A 20,562-nucleotide genomic window follows, 5' to 3' on the forward strand; every position below is an offset into this window, starting at 1 on the left:
CTTCTTCAGTGAAAGTGATTTTACTCATTTAAATTCAACCTCTCTTTCTTCTAAATAAAGTATACAAAAAAATACCTATAGAATAAACACCTTTTCTTAGTGTCCATTCTATAGGTACCATTTTAAATTGAGCATACTCTTATTTTTTATATCAACCAATTAATTATTTGTGAATAATATAAAAAGCGTATTTAACTATTTGAGTAATTAGATTATTCATAAAAAACTTTACTTTTTAGAGAATCCAATTTTGGATTAGCTAAAATCAAAAATACCTGCTGCTGTATTTTCATGAGGGCAGGTATTTGAAGTTATAGTTTGAGTTTTTATAGATAAACAACTTAAACTATGAATTTATGAAAGTTAGAATCCATAGTTACAATAATTTCAAAGAACATAAATATAATGAAAATGTTAAATGTAATTACAATATAGACATATAATAGAAAATGTGATATAATTTCCTCTGGAAGAGGAGGTTATAAAATGTTTGATAAACGTAGTAAAGTGGTTTTTGTATCTATGGTGTTAGGGGGTTTGTATTTAATTTATATATTAACTCATTTTTTAGGAGCATCAAGTAGTAGTCAAGGAACTGAGCAAGCTGGTGCAATTATAGCAACTGCTTTAGTTGCACCTCATATGTTTTTGGTATTACTAGCTGTTATTTTTAATATCATTTCGTTTCTATCTACAAAGGTTTGGGCTTGCATAACAGGGCTAGTTCTTTATTGTGTTGCAGGATTAGTATTTCTTCTTTATGCTCCATTCATAGCTCCAATGATTATTTTGATGGCTGTAGGAATTGGAAAGACGAAAAAAATAAATTCTCTAAAAACTCAACCGATAGCTCAATAAAATATAACACAGTACATAGAGTTAGTAATAATTTATAATTTTATTTCAATAAATATTTTTATGAGCAATTCTAAAACATAGAAATGATGACAAGAAGCTTTAAATTAGCTTCTTGTTTTATTTTTGTATAAGAATTTATAAATTCCACCATTACTAGATTTACATATAATTATTGAAAAACAAGTATTCTCTTAGTGATATAATTTGGTTAATTGAAATTACAACAGAAGCAAGCTCGGGCTCAAGCTCCATCGCTAATGGGTCAGGTATCACCCGACTTTTTTATTCAGAGAAAACATATGAAAGGAAATAGTTTAATGATTGGAGATATCCTTTGCAAAAATTTGATTACAAAAATAAAAAAGATTAATAAGTATTTTTGTTTGTTAGGATTTGCTATAGGGCTAATTTTAGGATGTTTATTTTATGGAATAGTATTTTATATGGTACTTTTTCCAACGTCAAAGATCATTTTAATATAAACTATGAATGGTTAATTACATTGTGGAAGCAGATGTAAAGGGTTTCTTTGATAATGTAGACCATGAATGGATGCTAAAGTTCTTGGAACATGATATAGCTGATAAGAAATTTATAGAAATTATAAAGAAGTTCTTAAAAGCTGGAATAATGGAAGATGGTAAATATTTGGATAGTGAACGAGGTACACCGCAGGGAAATGGAGCTTCACCAGTATTGGCAAATATATACTTGCATTATGTATTGGACAATTGGTTCAATGTTAGGGTAAAACGAAATTGCCAAGGAGAGGCGTACTTAATAAGATACTGCGATGATTTTGTATGTTGCTTTCAAAATAAATGGGAAGCTGAAAGATTTTATCAAAATCTTATAGAGAGATTTAAGAAATTCGGATTGGAATTAGCGTTGGATAAAACCAAGATATTAGAATTTGGGAGGTTTGCTAGGCAAAATAGAGCAAAACGAGGACTAAGAAAACCCGAAACTTTTGATTTCCTGGGATTTACATTCTATTGTAGTGAAAATGGCAATAAAGAATTCTTTCGATGTAAAGTTAAGACTTGCAAGAAGAAACTTAGAAGTAAAATCAAGAAAATGAAAGAATGGATAAAGTATAATCGAACAATGCCCGTAGAAATATTGATTAAGAAAATTAATCAGAAACTTAGAGGACACTATCAATATTACGGGGTTACGGATAATACAAGAAGTGTGAAAAGTTATTTAAATATGGTCAAATGGTTGCTATTTAAATGGCTTAATAGAAGAAGTGAAAGAAGAAGTTACACAGCTGATACATTTTATAATGGACTGCTTAGAACTTTTCCGTTATTAGAGCCAGAAATAAAAGTAAGTCTATTCTATAGATGATTAAAATATGATGTGAAGAGCCGTATGCCTTAGTAGGGCACGTACGGTTCCGTCGAGGAGTATGGGCGGTGACGCCCATATTTACTCAAGAATATGTATATGACAGTTGGGGAAAATTAATTTCAACAACTGGAAGTTTAGCGAGTTCGCTTGGAGAGAAGAATCCATATAGGTATAGTGGATATAGATATGATAGTGAGATAAATCTATACTATCTGCAATCAAGGTATTAGTATCCATGTTGGTGAACATTTTCGTGCTAAGACACAGAAGATTTGTTCACATGCATCTTTAGCACGTAGCCCGCGCCGAAATACGATGGAGATATTATCGCCTTTAGTTCCCGCTATTGGTTCAAGTACTAGTGCTTATAATGTTTGCATTGCTCTATAATATTTGATGCAGACGTTGACCATAATTTTACATCTACACCCGATGTATTTTTACCTTTGTTAGTAGTTACTTTTCTTACTGCGTAAGCTTTGGCTAAAAAAGAGTGTGTTAATAAGTATTCTAATCTTTTGGTTTTGTTATTGTAACCCTTTGCTGTTGCTTTAGCAATTCGCTTTTTATCCTTTTCTTCTGCCCTCAATGTCTTTTAGGCCATCTAGCCTTATGAGTCTATAAATCCTCTTATGGTTGAAGTTTGATTTAAGGAAATATTTAAGTCATTGTTATCCTTCTATAACAATAGATGCCTTTAACCTCGTTATAAAGTTCTCTAATTCTCTCAAGAAGTGTCATATTATCTAGCTCTCTTTTACTAGGAACTCTATTAAGCTATTTATAATAAGAAGATCTAGCTATGCCAATTTTTTTTAAGTAAATTTTCCACACAAAGTCGATCATTCTCAGTTTCAAGTTTCTTAAGCGTTAAGTCCATTAATTTCTCCAGTGGTAGGTCATTCTTTAGATTTCTCTTACTACGTTTGTATTGTAATCCTTCAACTCCAAGATTCTTATATTTTCTAACCCATGAATAAACTTGTTTATATGAAACGTTACATTCGATAGCTGTTTTCAATCATTAGCAAGGCAGTATTCAGTAATTTCAATCATTTCTTTTACAGTTGCATTTCATCATTTAGTCATAGTAGATTTTCTTCCTCCATAAGTATCTTTAAGTTCTCTATGAACATTATACATATTAATCCATGATAAACGCATCCTTTCTTTAAACTCGAAGTTTTCAAGAAATATTCCATACAATTGTTTAAAAAATGTAATTACAAAATTAAAAACATTTAAATTATTTCGACAATTCTGTATAATTAAATATATAAAATGATGAAAACTCATAATTTAGATATTTTTATAGGTTGTAAATTTAAAAAAATGTAAATGCATTATTTTCACAAGGTGGTGAAAGCATGGAAAATAGCGAGTTTCAGTATTCTATTATTTTTTGGCATATAATTTGCTTTATAAGAAAGTGAGGTGCAAACAAAATGGAAGACATTAATTCTAGAATAAATGAGCTAATTAAAAATGAAGACAAGAAAAAGCCTTATAAAGATATTGATTTAGCAAAAATGGCTGGATGTGAGCGAGGATACATAACTCAGATAAGAAAAAAATTAGATATTCCTGACTCAAGAATTCGGCTCAAGACTATTTTGGAAGAGGAAATAAATAAAATTATTTCAGAAGATGAAAACGTTAAACCAGGTCAGCTAATAAAAATCTTAAAACAAAGAGGTTTTTCTGTTACCAGATATTTAGTAAATAGTATTTTAAATGAAATTAATACAAGTTCTTATGAGAAAACAAGCCCTCAATCATTAAAACAACAAAATGACTCATTTGAATCTATTATTGGCCATGATGAAAGTTTGGCTGCATCGATTAAATTAGCTAAGGCAGCAGTCCTTTATCCTCCAAAGGGTTTAAACACATTAATTATAGGTAAAAGTGGTGTAGGGAAAAGTCTATTAGCTAAGACAATGTTTGAATTTGGTAAATCAAATAAAATATTTTCCCAAAGTTCTGAGTTTGTTAGTTTCAATTGTGCAGATTATGCAGATAATCCACAATTACTTTTATCAATATTATTTGGTGTAAAAAAGGGAGCTTTTACAGGAGCAGAGAATACAAGACAAGGATTAATAGAAAGAGCAAATGGAGGAGTCTTATTCCTTGATGAGATTCATCGTATGCCACCCAAAGGGCAGGAAATATTGTTTCAACTAATTGATTTAGGTAAATACCGACCTTTAGGTGAAAGTGAGAATGAAAGAGAAATACAGACATTAATTATTGGGGCAACTACTGAAAAACCAGAAGAGTGTTTACTAGATACTTTTCAAAGACGAATTCCAATGACTATTAAACTACCCAGTTTAGTTGAAAGGCCAATTGTAGAAAGATTACAGTTAATTGAATGGTATTTAACTATTCAAGCTAGACAACTAGGAAAAGCTATAAACATTACAAGAGATGCATGTTACTCATATTTACTATATGAGCCCATAGGAAATATTGGTAAAATGTTTAATGATATACAGGTATGCCTGGCAAAAGGATATTTAAAATCTCTAACAGAAGAGAGTAAAGAAATAATAATTGAGCTAAGTATGTTACCTAAAGAAGCTCAAAAGGGTATATTAAAAACGCACTCTAATAGGAAAATGTTGAGAAGTCTTATATCAAATGATGGATTAATAGTATCTGTAGATGATAAAAACAGACAGTTGATAGATGATGATATCTCGAACCTAAATGCTGAAACCATTTATAATTTAATTGATGATAGATATCTAGAATTAATTAATACAGAATTAAAATCTGAAGAAATAAATGAAATTATTGGGGAAGAGATTGAATACAAAATCAAGAATAGAATAGAGAAAAGAAATAAAACAATTAATAAAAGCATGATAATTAAGATTATAGGCGCTAATATGACAAATTTAGTAGAAAAAGCTTTAGAACATGCTAATGAAATAATAGAAAGCTATGATGCACAGTTTTTCTATTCCATAGCTTTACATATCAAAGAAACTATTAATAGGGTAAAAATGAGAAAAAAAATAGTAAATCCTAAGCTGTTATATATTAAGGAAAAATATATAGAAGAGTATAAGGCAGCCCAGAAAATAACGGAGTTTATCTCTACTGAAATAGGATATAAGATTCCAGATGAGGAAGCAGGATTCATAGCAATGTATCTAGGAAGCTATTTAGAAAAAAAAATTGAGCCCTATATTGGAATTTTGGTAATTACTCATGGTCACATAGCTAAGGAGTTAGTTGAAATTGGACAGACATTAATGGGAAAAGCAAATATAAGTTCCATTGAAATGCCTTTAGAGGAAAGCCCTAAAAATATCTTAAGAAAAGCTGCTGAAGAGGTACAATTATTAAATCAGGGTAAGGGAGTATTAATAATGGTTGATATGGGATCTCTTGCAACCTTTGCTCCGTTAATAAATGAAACTACAGGGATTCCCATAAAAACTGTAAAAAGAGTTGAGATTGTTCTATTAATGGAAGCAATAAGAATGTCGAGAAGAATGGAAATTACATTAGATGAATTATCTAGTAAATTAAATAAATCTACAGTTAATAGTGAAAATGACTTTAGTAGAGAAAGTAAAGAAGAATTAAAACCTTTATTAATTACCACTTGTATGACGGGACAAGGTACAAGTATATATTTAAAGGAAATGCTTGATAGAACTTTGGAGAATATTGATATTGAAATAATGGCTCTAGGAGTTCTAACAAAAGAAGGGCTTTTGGATAGAATAAAATATCTTAAACAACAATTCAATATCATATGTGTTGTTGGAACAATTAACCCAAAACTTGAGGATATACCTTTCATATCGATGAACGAAGTTATTACCTCAAATATTCAGGAAAAAATAGAAAAAATATATAAATTCAAAACTGATAACAATACTCTCGAGTTTGATAAAGATCTTATATATATTAAAACTTCAATGAAGGATAAAAAATCAGTGATTGAATTTTTATGTAATCAAATGAAAAATCGTGGATACGTAACTGATAAATATATAGAGGAAGTATGGGTTAGAGAGGAAATGGGGCTTACTTGTCTGTATGATGTGACAGAGAAAGGTGTGGCTATAATACATTCTTCTACTTCAAAGGAAATATTAAAAAGTGGATTTGCAGTAATGAAAGTTAATAAACCCTTTAAATGGGACGTAATAGATGTGGATGTTATCTTTGTAATGGCAACAAATACACATTCTGCAGATTTTCCTGAACACTTTAATCGAAAAGTTTTGAGAAATGTAAATATTATGGATTCAATAAGAAATTGTAATAATAAAAATGAATTAATTAAGTTAATGGAAAAAATTGTGTGAGAAAGGATGAAAATTAAATGTTAAAAGAATTGAGAGAAGAAGTGCTAGAGGTAGCAAAAAAATTAACAAGGTATAATCTTGTAGTTCTTGCTGGAGGGACAGTATGTGCAAGGGACAAAGAAAGTGGTTATATAGCAATAACTGGTAGCGGTATGGACTATGACGATATGACATGGGAGGATGTTTGTATAATAGATATTGACTTAAATATTATAGACGGTGGAAGAAGAATTTCTGTAGCATCTGATATGTTTACAGAAATAATGAAAGCAAGACCTGATGTTGGAGCTGTGATTCACACTCATTCAAGATATGCTACTGCATTTGCTACTTTAGGAAAAGAAATTCCTGTTGTAACTACTACACAGGCAAATTTGGTTGGTGGATCGGTACCAGTTGTAACACCTATTCATCCGGGACCACATACTCCAGAATATTTGAACAATATTGTAGATACATTAGGAACAGGTATGGCTTGCAACCTTGAGAATCATGGTCCTGTAGTTGTCGGGAAAGATTTAAAAGAATGTTTAGAAGTTGCGGTTACTATAGAAGTTACAGCTCATGTAGCTTCTATAGCATATCAAATGGGGCAACCTTATATATTAAATCCAGAACAAGCTAAATTGGCATATGAATACTGTAAAAAAAGTGTAGGACAATAAAAAAGCTTACATTTGTAAATGCATCATTTGTGAAAGGAGGTGAGAAAATGGCTGAGAGTAAATTAATTTTATGTGTTTGTGGAGCAGGGATAAACACTTCTACAAATGCTAAAATCACTATAAAAGACTATCTTGAAAAAGATGGGGTAACAGATGTTGAAGTAAAGCATTTAATGATTGGTGATATGGACCCATACAAAGGAAGGAAAAATATGGTGATTGTTTGGATGACAAAAGTGGATGAATCATTTGGGGCTCCATCATTCCAAGGGCTTCCATATTTAATTGGTTCTAGAAAAGCAAAAGAAAAATTAACCAAGCAAATTATAGCTAAAATGGAAGAGATTTATGTTAAATAGTTATTTACTAAAAAGCACCACTACCAGGTCTCTTAAAAAAAGTAGTGATGCTTGGCATATATCAAATATTCATAAATAAAGGGTTTATGAATATTTGACTATATTGATATAATATCAATTTTTAAGTTTTTTATCAATAGAAAACAAGGAGGATTCATATATGAATATTGCTGCAATTTTAGGAAGTTTAGGTGGACCAGTCTTGGTTGCAATAGTTATGTTTATTTTAGGTCTTATATTTAGGGCTAGTTTTAAAAATAGTTTACGAGGCGGTATTTATGCAGGGATAGGCTTAGCGGGTTTATTTGTAATTATTAATAATGCAACGGCTACATTGACACCAGCTATTCAAGCTTTTTCAGAAAGGTTTAATACGTCTTTAACAGTTACAGATGTAGGTTGGGGTTCAGCAGGTATTGCTTTTTCATGGCCTGGTTTGGCTCTAGTTATAGTTGCAATTATTATTGTGAATATAATTATGATATTCACAGGATTAACAAAAACTATGTGGACAGATATTTGGAGTTACTGGCATGGTCAGGTTGTAGGCGGATTTGTATGGTATGCTACAGGAAGTGTTATACTTGGCGTAATAGCAGCAGTTATATTTCTTGTAATAGGCTCATGGGTTGCTGATGCTACAGCTAAGAAATATCAGGAATTTAATGGACTTCCAGGAATTTCTGTACCGTGTGCAGTATCTTTATTAGGAATTTTTGCTCAGCCTTTTAACGCATTAATTGATAAAATACCTGGATTAAGAGACATTAATGCTTCGCCAGAAAATATTAGAAAAAGAATGGGTATCTTTGGAGAATTAGGAGTAATGGGAGTAGTTATAGGTGTAGCAATAGGTATTTTAGCAGGATATGATTATGCTGCAGTATTAAATTTGGGTATTCAGATTGGTGTATTAATGATATTTTTACCAAAAGCTGTATCAGTATTATGTGAAGGGGTAATTCCTATAGCAAATGCTGTTAATGAATTTGTACAAGATAGGTTTGAAGGAAAAGAATTATATGTTGGAGTTGATTGTGCAGCATTAGTTGGACATCCATCAGTAATGGCTTCAGCAGTACTTGTATATCCTTTAGCTGTAATACTAGCTTTATTACTTCCAGGTAATGGAATGATTCCAATTGCTAGTCTTGCAATAGTACCATATTGGTGTGGAGCAGCAGCACCACAGCTTAAAGGGAATGTTTTTAGGATAGTGTTATTCACTCTAGTATGGATGATTCCTGCATTCTATATAGCTACTGCAATGGCCCCTGTACATACAGGAACAATGGCTGCTTTAGGCCTTTCAGATGCAAATGTAATTAATTCAAGTTTTGATATGGGAGGAGACCTTTTAGGTTTCATTATAACTAAGATATTTAGTTTATTTACTTAAGACTATTGGGAGCTTATTTTATATTATTTCATAAAGTGAAATTTAAACAAAACTAAGGGGCTTGGTGCTCTTGAATTAATGTATTAAATAAGCTTCCTCCAATAATAAAGGATGTGAATAAGTTGTTAAATTTTGATGAAAGAAATGTTATAGTTAATTTGCAAGCAGACGATAGCAAAGAAGTTATAAAAAAATTAGTGGAACGCATGGAGATAAATGGAAATGTAAAGAAAGAATATTATGATGCTTGTTTGGAAAGAGAGAAGCAATTTCCTACAGGCTTACCTACGGAAGGTATAAGAGTTGCTATTCCACATGCAAGTTCAGAGTCAATTATTTTATCAGGGGTAGCTGTAGCACTTCTTGAAAAACCAGTTATTTTTAATAATATGGCAAATCCAGAAGAGAAAATTGATGTTGAAATTGTCTTTTTAATTGCAAATGCAAATGAAAGTGAGCAGGCTAAAGATCTTCAAACTTTAATGGAATGTTTTTCAGATAAAGAAGCTCTTTTAAAAATTTATTCAGCAACTACACCATATGAAGTAGTTAGAATATTAAAAAAGTATCAGAACTAAATAGCAGAAAAAATTTTGAAAGAATATATAGGAATATAGGAGGAGTTTTATGGAATTAACATCAAGAGAGAGAGTTCATAAAGTACTGAATTTTGAAGAACCAGATCGTGTTCCGATTTGTATTGGATCTAGTGGAGCTAGTGTCAATGATATAGTTTATTATCAATTAAAAGAGCATTTTAAAATTGAAGGTGATGTAGAACCATTTAGAAGTGGTCATGGAGACAATATTTATGACCCTAGGGTTTTTGATAAACTAGGTGGGGACTTCAGGCATGTATTTCTAAAGTCGAATTTAGACTTTAAAGCTCAAAAAAATGAAGATGGCAGTTATGTAAATGAATGGGGAGTAACGGTAAAAAAAGTTGGTATGTTCAATGAATGGATAGATAATCCATTAAAGGGTGCTGAAATATCTGATCTTAACACTTATAATTGGCCAAAACCATCTCAAGGAAATAGAGATAGGGATTTAAAGGCAGATGTTGAACATTGGTATAATGATACTGATTTTGCTATTTCTACTCGTTCTCCATCAAGGGGATTCTGGGATTTAGGAATTCAGTTGAGAGGTTTTGAAGATTTTGTTATGGACATGGTGATAAATAAAAAATTCGTTCATAAAATGATGGGTAAAATATTAGATGTTTTACTTGGTTTTTACGATGAGTTATTAAGTACTGCAGGGCCATATGTGCAGATTGTTGAAACACAAGATGATTTGGGTTTTCAGACTGCGCCATTTATTTCTCCTCAGATGTATGATGAATTTATGCTTCCATATAGAATAGAATTGAATAAATTTATTAAAAGTAAAGCGCCTAATGCAAAAATTTATCAGCATTGTTGTGGCTCAATAAGAAAAATAATACCAAATATGATAGAGGCTGGGATTGAAGTGTTTAACCCTATTCAGCCTTTAGCAACGGGTATGAATACTGCTCAATTAAAAAAAGATTTTGGTAAAGATATTGTATTCTTTGGTGGGATTGATTTACAGGAACGTTTGGCAGGACCGCCAGAAATTGTAGAGATGGAAGTAAAAGAAAGAATTAGAGATTTGGCTCCAGGTGGTGGTTTCATTCTAGCACCTGCTAATGTAGTACAGCCTGATGTACCTGTCAGTAACTTAATTTTAATGTGTGATCTTGCAAGAAAATATGGTAAATATCCTATAAATATAGATTTATAAAGTGAAATTTAATTATTTGTATATAAATATGGGAGGTTATAAATGTATAAAGTGCTTATTGTTGGAGGTTTATGTGGAACTACCATGCTTCGAGCAGCGGAATTAATTAGAGATGCATGTAATAAAGAAGATATACATGCTAAAGTTGAAATTCAAAATGTATTTGAAAAAAGTGAAGTAGATCATAAGGATTTAGATATATTAATTCAAATGATTCCTCTTTATGAAAACCTCCCATGTTTATTGTTGACGGGGAAGCCATTTATTACTCATATTGGCGAAAGAAATGTTATTAATGATATTGTAAATCACTTAAAGGAGAAGAAATAAAATGAAAGTATATGCTGATCATGCTGCTACAACTCCTGTTGATAAACAAGTATTTGATAGTATGAAACCCTATCTAGATGAAAAATTCTATAATGCATCATCATTATACATTGATGCAAAAGAAGTATCTAACGGAATTGAACAGGCAAGAAATAATGTTGCATCATTGATAAATTGCCAAGATGATGAAATTATCTTTACTAGTGGAGGCACTGAAGCAGATAATTTAGCTATAAAAGGAGCAGCCTGGGCACTGAAGGAGAAGGGTAGACACCTTATTACAACGGAAATCGAACATCATGCAGTGCTTAGTAGCTTTGAATGGTTGGAAACACAGGGGTTTGAGGTGACTTATCTACCAGTAGATAGTAAATTTAAAATATCATTGGATGACTTTAGAAAAGCAATCAGAAAAGATACTATTATGGCTTCTGTAATGTATGCCAATAATGAAGTGGGAACAATTCAGCAGGTAAAGGAAATGTCTTATTTTGCAAAAAGAGAGGGAATAGTTTTTCATACTGATGCTGTTCAGGCTATAGGAACAGAGAAAATAGATGTGAAAGAATTAAATGCAGATTTAATAACGATTTCTTCCCACAAAATATATGGACCCAAAGGTGCAGGGGTATTATATGTTAGGAAAGGAACGCCTTTGACACCTCTACTTCATGGTGGACAGCAGGAGAATCACATAAGAGGAGGAACGGAAGCGGTTGCTAACATCATTGGATTTGGTAAAGCTGTAGAATTGCTGTTGGATGAACAAGAGAATAGAAAAAAGCATTTACAGTTTTTAAGGTCTATACTGATTGACCAATTAGGACAAATAGAAGACTGGATATTAAATGGAGATACTAATAATTCTGTACCAGGGATATTAAACATCAGTATTAAAGGGGTTGATAGTCAAAGTATCCTTTATATGCTGAATCAAAAAGGGATTATGATATCTATGGGTTCAGCCTGTAATTCAAAAACAGTAGAACCTTCTCATGTTATAAATGCAGGAAAAGTTCCTGAAGAATATATGAAAGGTACTATAAGAATTTCATTAGGCAAAGAAAATACAGTAGAAGAAATAAAATATTTATCAGATAATTTGTACAAGATTGTTAACAATCTGAGAAGGATTAATTTTTAATAATAAGGAGAGTTTTATGGTTAAAAAGAGTGTTAAAGTTACTAATGAATCGGGATTACATGCTAGACCTGCGTCAATTTTAGTTGAAGAAGCAGGAAAATTCAAGTCAAATATTAAAATAATATGCGGAGAAGAATCATTTAATGCTAAAAGTATTATTATAGTATTAACAGCGGGAATTGTCTGTGGAACTGAGATAGAAATTTGTGCAGATGGGGTAGATGAGATAGAAGCAGTGAATACTTTGGTAAACCTTGTAAAATCAGGATTGCGGGAGTGATTTTATGAAATATATTAAAAATAAATCTAATAATCCTTATTATAATTTGGCTTTTGAAGAGTATATACTTACTGAATTTAATGAAAATGAAGATTGTTTTTTATTGTGGCAAAATGCACCAACTATAGTTGTGGGTAAACATCAAAATACAATAGAAGAAATAAATTTAGATTATGTAAAATCTAAAAATATTAATGTAGTGAGAAGGCTTTCAGGTGGAGGAGCAGTATATCATGATTTGGGGAACTTGAATTTTACTTTTATAGTTAAAAATCAGGTTAATTATCAATTTGATTTTAGAAAATTCACAAAACCAGTAATTAAAGCACTAAAAAAAATTGGTATTGAAGCAACTTTTAATAGCAGAAATGATTTGGTTATTGATGGAAAGAAATTTTCTGGTAATGCACAATATATGAAAAAAAACCGCTTGTTACATCATGGTACCTTAATGTTCAATTCAGATATTGACGAGCTAGTAAAATCTTTGAGTGTGTCAGATGATAAAATTATTTCTAAAGGGATTAAATCAGTTAGAAGCAGGGTTGCTAATATATCTGATTATCTCAATGACAAAATCCATGTATTAGAGTTTAAAGAGATACTTTTAAAGTATTTGCAGGAGGAAATGGAAGTTTTCCATGAATATGAGTTAAATGTAGATGAAGAGTCAAAAGTAAGAGAAATAATGAATAAAAGATATAAAACTTGGCAGTGGAATTATGGTGAATCGCCTAAATTTAATATTAAGAAAGTAAAGAAATTTGACTCAGGAAAGATAGAAACACTTCTAGATGTTGAAAATGGATATATCGGTAGTTGCAAGTTCTATGGAGATTTTTTTAGTAGTGAAAATGTTGAAGAGATTGAGGAAAAATTAGTTGGAATTAAATATGAAGAATCTTCTATACTAAATGTATTAAAAGAATTAGACATAAATAAGTACTTTTTGGGTATTAATGTTCAAAAATTGATTCAAGTTTTGATATAAAATTATAAATATTAATATCAGTCTACTCACCCAATAATATACTTAGTATTACAGAAAAAACCAATTTAGATTTAGTTTTTTCGATAAACACTTGAAATAATTTTCAGTTGTATGGTATCATTTATTGTGACATATGTGAAATGAAGGTTGTAAAAAGGGAAAAATCTCAAGTGGAGGGTGTTATGAGTGATAAGAAATTGTCCAAAAAGGATTTATTGATTAATATTGCTGAAATGTACTATATTGAAGGTTTATCACAGGATGAAATAGCGAAGAAAATAACTTCGTCTCGTTCAAATGTGTCTAGACTTCTTAAACTATGTGTTCAAGAAAAGATTGTTGAATTCAAAATTAATAAAGCAACATCAAAAGTAAGCGAACTTGAAAAAAGAGTTAAAGATAAGTTTGGATTAGAGCATGTAATAATTATTCCAAATTATGATAATATTGAGACATCAAAACATGAAATTGGTAATGTTGTAGCAAAGTATATACAAAACATTGTTCAGGATCATATGAAAATAGGAATTTCTTGGGGAACCACATTGTTTAGTGTAGTTGAGTCCTTTGAAGTAATATTGGAGCATAAGAAAGACGTTAATGTTTTTCAATTAGTAGGGGGGATAGGAACATCAAGCGTTGAGTCAGATGGTCTTGAATTAGCAAAAAGATTAAGTAATAAAATAGGTGCAAAACCTCATGTGCTCAATGTACCTTTGCTTGTGCAAAGCAAAGTGTTAAGGGATTTGTTATTAGAAGAACCACAAATTGAAGAGCATTTTAAACTTTTAAAGCAATTAGATATTGTACTTCTTGGGATTGGTAATGTGGCGAAAGGACATCATGCTATGTATAGAGCTGGGTACATAAATAAAGAAGATACTATTAAATTGATTGAAGCGGGGGCTAAAGCCGACTTGGCAGGTCATCAAATCAATTCTAATGGTGAGGTTTGCGTTACCCATATATCTGATAAAACAATCACAACAAAGATCGAAGATATAAAGAGAGCTAAAATTAGAGTTGGATCGGCAGTTGGAATCGATAAGGTTGAGGCAATACAAGCTGTTTTACAAGGAGATTTCATTAATGTGTTGGCAGTTGACGAGATTGTTGCTGAAGCTCTTTTATAAGTAGTAGTCCAAAATCAAATAAAGAATTAGGTAGCAGCACATTTATGTGCTGCTTTTTTGCATTTTTACTACATTTTAAGTTTAACATTTACTACGGAAAGATTGGCAGATAGGAGATGTGGCATGATAATAATCCCAAAGTGCCAGTATTTTAGTTAAGAAAGTGGCTTTGTTGAGAAGAATTATATAATTCACATATGTGAATTATATAAATATAATTGACATATGTGAAAAAAGGTGTTAGACTTTAATATATAGTGATTAGTAAATTAAATGTGATTTCGTTATGAAAGGATAGTAGATGATGAAAGGGGAAAATGAGGAATTTGAGTTGATGCACATTGCCAATGCTGGATTTTTAATTAAATATAAAGGGAAGCATATTCTAATTGATGGATTACATACTCAGAAGCAACTAGTTTATGAAACAGTTCATGAAGAGTTGTACGAAGACATGAAAATGGGTAGAGATCCTTTTGGGAAAATTGACATATTATTGTTTACGCATTCTCATGGAGATCATTTTGATCCAATGGCTACAGCGGAATTTCTTAAAGAATCAAGGGAGACTTTTGTAGTTGCTACTCCTGGTGTTGTGGCGCTGCTAGAAAAAGAAAAGAATTATCATGAATTTAGAGATAGAATTATCACATGCAAAATTAGTAATATGACAGATACGTTTATAGTTACGTTGATGGATATCAAAATAAAGGCTATGAGGTTTGCTCATCAAGGAGAGTGTTTTACTGAAATAGAAAATTTTGGATACATTATTGGTTTTAGTGATAAAAAATTATTACATTTAGGTGATGCTGAAGTAAACGAGACGAATTTTCAAAACCGTAGTTTATTAGAAGAGAAGATTGATGTAGCTCTATTGAACTTCCCATTTCTTACATTGAAGATTGGTCAATTGATAATTGATAAATATATTTCTCCTGTTGAAATTGGCTATATGCATTTTCCAAATGCAAATCATGATAAGTATGGTTGGATTAAACAAGCAGAGGTTAAATTAGCAAGAAATATGGAAGGTGCAGAGAAATACACCATTTATAAAGAATCCATGGCGGCAATTTATAAAAAATTAAGAAGATGCTGAAAAATGGTTAAAAAAACTATTGCTTAATAATTTAGTGTTAATAAAAATATGCAAGGAGGAATGAAAATGAAAAAGTACTCAATTAAAAAAGAAATTCAAATCAAGCTTTTAAATGACATGCTTTTATCACGAAGCTTTGAGGAAAAAGTAAATGAGATGTTTATGCAGGGGAAAATTCATGGTACAACACATCTCTGTATAGGTCAAGAAGCTGTAGCTTCAGGAGTATCGAATGCACTCAGAAAAGATGACTGGTTGCAACCAACCCATAGGGGACATGGTCATTGTATAGCTAAGAGTGGAAATTTAAATGGAATTATGGCAGAGTTGTTTGGTAAAAAAGATGGTCACTGCAAGGGAATTGGAGGTTCGATGCATATTGCGGATATATCATCCTGTAACATGGGAACATCGGGAATAGTTGGAGGAACATTTCCTATTTCTGTTGGAATGGCTTTAGCTTTAAAAAGACAAAATAAAGATTCAGTTGTAGCTTGTGTGTTCGGGGATGCAGCAAACAATCAGGGAACTTTTCATGAATCATTAAACATGGCTAGCATTTGGAAACTTCCAGTATTATATATCTGCGAAAACAACATGTATGGTATGTCTGTTCCAATTGCTTATTCAATGCCAATAAAAAATGTTGCAGACAGGGGAGCTGCTTATAATATCCCAAGTAAAATAATTGATGGAAATAATGTTTTGGAAGTATATGAAACTGTATGTGAGATTGTTCAGCATATGAGAGAGGGCAATGGACCATTTCTACTTGAGTGTAAAACTTATCGCTGGTTAGGACACTCAAAGAGTGACCAAAGAAAATATAGAACCAAAGAAGAAGAAAAGGAATGGAAAGAAAAATGTCCTATTAAGTTCATGAAAAATTATATGATAGAGAATAATGTTATAACAGAGGGTGAATTTAATGCAATGCAGGATAAAGCAAATGATGATATTGAGAAAGCTAGAATATTTGCAGAAAATAGTCCTAACTCTACATTAGAAGAAATTTCACAATTTATATATGCATAAATAAAGGGGGGAATTCTTATGCGTAAGATTACTTATTTGCAAGCTATTGCTGAAGCAATGAGGGAAGAAATGTATAGAGATAATAAAGTATTCATGATGGGTGAGGATATAGGTATATATGGTGGATGCTTTGGTGTAACAAGAGGATTTTATGATGAATTTGGTCCGGAGCGGATAATAGAAACTCCTATTTCAGAGCCAGGATTTATAGGTGCAGGAATTGGAGCAGCACTTTTAGGAGAAAGACCTATTATTGAGATTATGTTTTCCGATTTTGTAGCCTTAGGAGCAGACCAATTGGCTAATCACGCAGCAAAAATGCGTTTCATGACAGGTGGACAGGTTAAAGTTCCTTTGGTAGTTAGAACACCTGCTGGTTCAGGAACTGGATCTGCTGCACAACATTCTCAAAGCCTTGAGGCCTGGTTTGCTCATATACCTGGACTAAAAGTGGTTATGCCGGCAACTCCATATGATGCAAAAGGATTACTAAAAGCAGCAATCAGAGAGGATAATCCTGTTATTTTCTTTGAGAATAAGCTGTTGTATCGAACAAGTGGCAATGTACCAGAGGAAGACTATGTATTGCCAATAGGTAAGGCTGATATTAAGAGGGCAGGTGAAGATTTAACTATTGTGACATACTCAAGAATGCTTCAAAGAGCTTTAGATGCAGCTGAAAAATTAGAGAATGAAGGTATCTCTGTAGAAGTAATTGATTTAAGAACAATTGCACCATTGGATATGGAAACTATTTTAGAATCTGTGAAAAAGACACATAGACTTATGATAGTTCATGAAGCAAATAAAAACGGTGGAATTGGCGGAGATATAGCTGGAAGAATTGCCGAGAGTGATGCATTTTATTATCTAGATGCAAAAATAGTTAGATTGTGCGGAGCAGAAATTCCAATTCCTTATAATCCAGAGTTGGAAAAGCAAGTAGTTCCAAATGAAGAAGAAATAATAGACCTTGCAAGAAAACTATTTAAGTAGTTAAGGAGTGAGAATAAATGAAGAAAGAAACTATACTTGCTACTCCCTACGCAAGAAAACTTGCGGATGATTTAAATATTGATATTTCCTTAATTCCAGGAACGGGAGAGTTTAGAAGCATCCTTTCAAAAGATGTGTTAGGCTTTAAAAAATCAGTGAGAATTACTCCCGTTGCCAAGAGAATGGCAGATTATTATGGATTAGATATTAGTGAATTAGAAAATAATGAAGAGAAAATAAAAAAGAAGGCTATTTTAGGATTATTAGACGAAAGAGATTTAGTTTTAGGAGCTGAGAAGGAAATTAGTGATGAAGGATTACCGGGAAATGAAGCATCGCCTATGAGGAAGATCGTTGCTAAAAGAATGCTTGAAAGCATGGAGGTTGCACCGCAATATACATTATTTAGTGAAATTGATACAACTAATCTATTTGATCTTATAAAAAATTCAAATTTAATGTTTAATAAACTAAATGGTGAGAAATTAACAGTTACGGATTTTCTAGTTAAAATAGTGGCTTTGGCTCTGGAAAAGCATCCAATAATAAATTCATCCTATGCAGATAATCGCATAATAAACCATAAAGAAATTCATATGGGTGTAGCTGTAGCCTTGGATGATGGGCTTATAGTTCCTGTTATAAAGGATGCAAATAAAAGTTCAATAAGTGATATTCATATAGTAGGAAAGAATCTTTATAAAAGTGCAAGGGAAGGGAAATTAGTTGGAAATAAGTGTACGGGAAGTACCTTTACAATTAGTAATATGGGAATGTATCCTATTGACTTTGCTACCCCAATTATTAATCAGCCAGAAAGTGGTATATTAGCCGTTGGGCAGACTGAGGAAAAACCAGTTGTCAGGGATGGGGAGATAGTTATTAGAAAAATGACAGGTTTCAGCTTAACCTTAGATCATAGACATATTGATGGAATTGAAGGTTGTAAATTCTTAAAAACCCTTAAGGAACTATTACAGGAACCATTGTGTATTTTACTATAGGATAGCAGGAAAAGGAGGCGGTTTATATGGGACAATTTATGATAATGCCTAAACTTGACATGTCTATGGAGGAAGGCAAACTGTTGAAATGGATGTGTAAGGAAGGCGATAAAATTGAAAAGGGTGACCCGGTTTTTGAGGTAGAGACTGGAAAGGTGAATTTAGAAGTTGAAGCCATAGTTGAGGGAACTATTCTAAAGTTATATAGAAAAGAGGGTGAAATGGTAGAAGTGAATTCTCCTATTGCTTTTGTGGGGCAGGAAGGAGAAGAAATACCTTCTTTAGAAAACAACTCAAAGGATCAAGATGAAAAAGAAGAGACCATAAAAAAAATTGAAACACAAGAAGAAACAGCATCTGAGCAATATGATTTATGTGTCATTGGAGCAGGACCAGGAGGATATGTTGCGGCAATTAGGGCTGCTCAATTAGGAGCTAAGGTAGCTGTCATTGAAAAGGAAAAGCTTGGCGGCACTTGCTTGAACTGGGGTTGTATTCCTACTAAATCATTAGTTCATCATGCTAAAGTATGGAATACAATAAAAAATGCTGAAAAATACGGATTTAAATCAAAGGATTCAGCCTTTGAATGGGAAAAAATTATTAATAGGAAAGACAAAGTTGTTAATACATTGGTTGATGGTATAAATAAATTATTCACGAAAAATAGAATTGAGCTGATAAATGGAAAAGCTGAAATTTTGACAGGAAATAAGATTAAAGTTAAAAATAAAGACAAAGAAGATATAATTTTAGCTAAAAATATTATTATTGCAACTGGTACAGAATCCAGTTCAGTTAAGATACCAACTGAAGGAAATGTGAGATTCAAAGATATTAAGGAAATTCTAGATTTAACAAGTCTTCCAAAGAAGCTTTGTATAATTGGAGGAGGCGTTATAGGAGTAGAGATGGCAAGTATTTTCTCTGCATTTGGAGTAGAGGTTTCTATAGTTGAGATGCTACCAAAGCTTATTCCTATGATGGATAATGATGTTATAGGCTTGCTGCAGCAAGAATTCAAGGAAAAAGGAATAAATGTATATACTAAAACTATAGTAGAAAAGATTACAGAAAGTAACAAAAGATACAAAGTACATTTAAGTAATGGAAGTTCAATAGATTCTGATGAAATATTAGTAGCAATAGGCAGAAAACCAAATAATGATTCATTCAAGAATATCAAGCTGAAAACAGATGATAAAGGCTATATAAAAGTAGATAATAAGCTTAGAACAAATGTTGAAAATATATATGCTATAGGGGATATTACAAATAAGCTTCAGCTTGCTCATGTAGCATCTCACCAGGGAATAGCTGCAGTAGAAAATATGTTTGGTGAAGAAAAAGAAATGAGATATGATGTAGTTCCAAATTGTATTTTCACTGACCTGGAAATTGGAAGTGTTGGAATAACAGAGGAAGAGGCCAAAAATAGAAAGCTGCCATATAAGACATTTAAATTTCCATTTATGGCATTAGGTAAGGCTTTAGCTTCAGATGATACTAGAGGATTTATAAAAATAATAGCAGATGAGCGTTGGGGTGAAATATTAGGGGCTCATATAATAGGCCCAGACGCAGCCCATTTAATTGCAGAGATAGCAGTAGTTATGGAATTGGAAGGAACAGTACATGAATTATCAGATATTATTCATGCTCACCCTACGCTTTCAGAAGGTATTATGGAAGCAGCGGCTGGTATAGTTGATAAAGCTATACATGTTTAACAGTAGATTAAATTGCACAAAAAATACCACCATTAACAAAGGTGGTATTTTTTGTAAAATAGATTTATTTAGTTAT

The 20,562-nt window shown here is 31.9% G+C and carries 21 protein-coding genes; 19 read left to right on the top strand and 2 right to left on the bottom strand.

What is annotated here, in order from left to right:
• Positions 1–486: 486 nt before the first annotated feature.
• The 3 genes from ACQ3F0_RS22810 (at position 487) to ACQ3F0_RS22820 (ending at position 2,444) form a co-directional block, all read left to right on the top strand.
• Entirely contained in the window at positions 487–858 is a 372-nt protein-coding gene (locus tag ACQ3F0_RS22810) for a hypothetical protein (protein WP_428868073.1), read from the top strand.
• Between the two features lie 504 nt (positions 859–1,362).
• On the top strand, positions 1,363–2,211 hold the full coding sequence (locus tag ACQ3F0_RS22815; RefSeq protein ID WP_428868075.1) for a reverse transcriptase domain-containing protein: 849 nt from the start codon (positions 1,363–1,365) through the stop codon (positions 2,209–2,211).
• 68 nt (positions 2,212–2,279) lie between these two features.
• A complete protein-coding gene (locus ACQ3F0_RS22820) occupies positions 2,280–2,444 on the top strand; it encodes an RHS repeat-associated core domain-containing protein (RefSeq protein WP_428868076.1) in 165 nt (54 codons plus the stop codon).
• A 128-nt stretch (positions 2,445–2,572) separates the two neighbouring features.
• On the opposite strand, the gene ACQ3F0_RS22825 is transcribed toward ACQ3F0_RS22820, so the two are convergent.
• Together ACQ3F0_RS22825 and ACQ3F0_RS22830 are read right to left on the bottom strand one after the other, a co-directional pair.
• Positions 2,573–2,803 carry a reverse transcriptase N-terminal domain-containing protein gene (locus ACQ3F0_RS22825; protein WP_428868078.1) on the bottom strand — a complete coding sequence of 77 codons (231 nt, stop codon included), beginning with the start codon at positions 2,801–2,803 and terminating at the stop codon, positions 2,573–2,575.
• Positions 2,804–3,010: 207 nt separating this feature from the next.
• Positions 3,011–3,235 carry a helix-turn-helix domain-containing protein gene (locus ACQ3F0_RS22830; RefSeq protein ID WP_428868080.1) on the bottom strand — a complete coding sequence of 75 codons (225 nt, stop codon included), beginning with the start codon at positions 3,233–3,235 and terminating at the stop codon, positions 3,011–3,013.
• 424 nt (positions 3,236–3,659) lie between these two features.
• On the opposite strand from ACQ3F0_RS22830, the gene ACQ3F0_RS22835 reads away from it, so the two are divergent.
• From ACQ3F0_RS22835 to lpdA, 16 genes are all read left to right on the top strand, one after another.
• Positions 3,660–6,548 carry a sigma 54-interacting transcriptional regulator gene (locus ACQ3F0_RS22835; protein WP_428868082.1) on the top strand — a complete coding sequence of 963 codons (2,889 nt, stop codon included), beginning with the start codon at positions 3,660–3,662 and terminating at the stop codon, positions 6,546–6,548.
• A 17-nt stretch (positions 6,549–6,565) separates the two neighbouring features.
• On the top strand, positions 6,566–7,213 hold the full coding sequence (locus ACQ3F0_RS22840) for a class II aldolase/adducin family protein (RefSeq protein ID WP_428868083.1): 648 nt from the start codon (positions 6,566–6,568) through the stop codon (positions 7,211–7,213).
• Between the two features lie 47 nt (positions 7,214–7,260).
• Positions 7,261–7,572, top strand: coding sequence for a PTS sugar transporter subunit IIB (locus ACQ3F0_RS22845; protein WP_428868084.1), 312 nt, complete (start codon positions 7,261–7,263; stop codon positions 7,570–7,572).
• Between the two features lie 160 nt (positions 7,573–7,732).
• Positions 7,733–8,971, top strand: coding sequence for a PTS transporter subunit IIC (locus ACQ3F0_RS22850; protein WP_428868085.1), 1,239 nt, complete (start codon positions 7,733–7,735; stop codon positions 8,969–8,971).
• Positions 8,972–9,093: 122 nt separating this feature from the next.
• Positions 9,094–9,549, top strand: a complete 456-nt coding sequence (locus ACQ3F0_RS22855; RefSeq protein ID WP_428868086.1) for a PTS sugar transporter subunit IIA — start codon at positions 9,094–9,096, stop codon at positions 9,547–9,549.
• Between the two features lie 49 nt (positions 9,550–9,598).
• A complete protein-coding gene (locus ACQ3F0_RS22860; RefSeq protein ID WP_428868088.1) occupies positions 9,599–10,741 on the top strand; it encodes a uroporphyrinogen decarboxylase family protein in 1,143 nt (380 codons plus the stop codon).
• Positions 10,742–10,783: 42 nt separating this feature from the next.
• On the top strand, positions 10,784–11,071 hold the full coding sequence (locus tag ACQ3F0_RS22865) for a hypothetical protein (protein ID WP_428868089.1): 288 nt from the start codon (positions 10,784–10,786) through the stop codon (positions 11,069–11,071).
• A 1-nt stretch (position 11,072) separates the two neighbouring features.
• A complete protein-coding gene (locus ACQ3F0_RS22870; protein ID WP_428868091.1) occupies positions 11,073–12,215 on the top strand; it encodes a cysteine desulfurase family protein in 1,143 nt (380 codons plus the stop codon).
• Between the two features lie 16 nt (positions 12,216–12,231).
• A complete protein-coding gene (locus ACQ3F0_RS22875) occupies positions 12,232–12,495 on the top strand; it encodes an HPr family phosphocarrier protein (RefSeq protein ID WP_428868092.1) in 264 nt (87 codons plus the stop codon).
• Positions 12,496–12,499: 4 nt separating this feature from the next.
• Positions 12,500–13,486, top strand: coding sequence for a lipoate--protein ligase (gene lplA / locus ACQ3F0_RS22880; RefSeq protein WP_428868094.1), 987 nt, complete (start codon positions 12,500–12,502; stop codon positions 13,484–13,486).
• 182 nt (positions 13,487–13,668) lie between these two features.
• Complete coding sequence (locus tag ACQ3F0_RS22885; RefSeq protein WP_428868096.1) at positions 13,669–14,619, top strand: sugar-binding transcriptional regulator; 951 nt, start codon at positions 13,669–13,671, stop codon at positions 14,617–14,619.
• A 301-nt stretch (positions 14,620–14,920) separates the two neighbouring features.
• Complete coding sequence (locus ACQ3F0_RS22890) at positions 14,921–15,721, top strand: MBL fold metallo-hydrolase (RefSeq protein WP_428868097.1); 801 nt, start codon at positions 14,921–14,923, stop codon at positions 15,719–15,721.
• Positions 15,722–15,787: 66 nt separating this feature from the next.
• On the top strand, positions 15,788–16,756 hold the full coding sequence (locus ACQ3F0_RS22895; RefSeq protein WP_428868099.1) for a thiamine pyrophosphate-dependent dehydrogenase E1 component subunit alpha: 969 nt from the start codon (positions 15,788–15,790) through the stop codon (positions 16,754–16,756).
• 18 nt (positions 16,757–16,774) lie between these two features.
• Positions 16,775–17,752, top strand: coding sequence for an alpha-ketoacid dehydrogenase subunit beta (locus ACQ3F0_RS22900; RefSeq protein WP_428868101.1), 978 nt, complete (start codon positions 16,775–16,777; stop codon positions 17,750–17,752).
• A gap of 17 nt (positions 17,753–17,769) precedes the next feature.
• Complete coding sequence (locus ACQ3F0_RS22905) at positions 17,770–18,756, top strand: dihydrolipoamide acetyltransferase family protein (protein WP_428868102.1); 987 nt, start codon at positions 17,770–17,772, stop codon at positions 18,754–18,756.
• Between the two features lie 26 nt (positions 18,757–18,782).
• On the top strand, positions 18,783–20,486 hold the full coding sequence (lpdA, locus tag ACQ3F0_RS22910; protein ID WP_428868103.1) for a dihydrolipoyl dehydrogenase: 1,704 nt from the start codon (positions 18,783–18,785) through the stop codon (positions 20,484–20,486).
• The last annotated feature ends 76 nt before the right edge of the window (positions 20,487–20,562 follow it).

Origin of the sequence: Clostridium sediminicola, assembly GCF_050402865.1 — a bacterium.
In the GTDB taxonomy this organism is placed as follows: domain Bacteria; phylum Bacillota; class Clostridia; order Clostridiales; family Clostridiaceae; genus Clostridium_AF; species Clostridium_AF sediminicola.

Excerpts from the sequence above, each read along its gene's own strand:
- ACQ3F0_RS22810 (WP_428868073.1), top strand. The coding sequence starts at position 487 with ATGTTTGATAAACGTAGTAAAGTGGTTTTTGTATCTATGGTGTTAGGG.
- ACQ3F0_RS22835 (WP_428868082.1), top strand. The coding sequence starts at position 3,660 with ATGGAAGACATTAATTCTAGAATAAATGAGCTAATTAAAAATGAAGAC.
- ACQ3F0_RS22840 (WP_428868083.1), top strand. The coding sequence starts at position 6,566 with ATGTTAAAAGAATTGAGAGAAGAAGTGCTAGAGGTAGCAAAAAAATTA.
- ACQ3F0_RS22845 (WP_428868084.1), top strand. The coding sequence starts at position 7,261 with ATGGCTGAGAGTAAATTAATTTTATGTGTTTGTGGAGCAGGGATAAAC.
- ACQ3F0_RS22850 (WP_428868085.1), top strand. The coding sequence starts at position 7,733 with ATGAATATTGCTGCAATTTTAGGAAGTTTAGGTGGACCAGTCTTGGTT.
- ACQ3F0_RS22860 (WP_428868088.1), top strand. The coding sequence starts at position 9,599 with ATGGAATTAACATCAAGAGAGAGAGTTCATAAAGTACTGAATTTTGAA.
- ACQ3F0_RS22865 (WP_428868089.1), top strand. The coding sequence starts at position 10,784 with ATGTATAAAGTGCTTATTGTTGGAGGTTTATGTGGAACTACCATGCTT.
- ACQ3F0_RS22870 (WP_428868091.1), top strand. The coding sequence starts at position 11,073 with ATGAAAGTATATGCTGATCATGCTGCTACAACTCCTGTTGATAAACAA.
- ACQ3F0_RS22875 (WP_428868092.1), top strand. The coding sequence starts at position 12,232 with ATGGTTAAAAAGAGTGTTAAAGTTACTAATGAATCGGGATTACATGCT.
- lplA (WP_428868094.1), top strand. The coding sequence starts at position 12,500 with ATGAAATATATTAAAAATAAATCTAATAATCCTTATTATAATTTGGCT.
- ACQ3F0_RS22885 (WP_428868096.1), top strand. The coding sequence starts at position 13,669 with ATGAGTGATAAGAAATTGTCCAAAAAGGATTTATTGATTAATATTGCT.
- ACQ3F0_RS22890 (WP_428868097.1), top strand. The coding sequence starts at position 14,921 with ATGATGAAAGGGGAAAATGAGGAATTTGAGTTGATGCACATTGCCAAT.
- ACQ3F0_RS22895 (WP_428868099.1), top strand. The coding sequence starts at position 15,788 with ATGAAAAAGTACTCAATTAAAAAAGAAATTCAAATCAAGCTTTTAAAT.
- ACQ3F0_RS22900 (WP_428868101.1), top strand. The coding sequence starts at position 16,775 with ATGCGTAAGATTACTTATTTGCAAGCTATTGCTGAAGCAATGAGGGAA.
- ACQ3F0_RS22905 (WP_428868102.1), top strand. The coding sequence starts at position 17,770 with ATGAAGAAAGAAACTATACTTGCTACTCCCTACGCAAGAAAACTTGCG.
- lpdA (WP_428868103.1), top strand. The coding sequence starts at position 18,783 with ATGGGACAATTTATGATAATGCCTAAACTTGACATGTCTATGGAGGAA.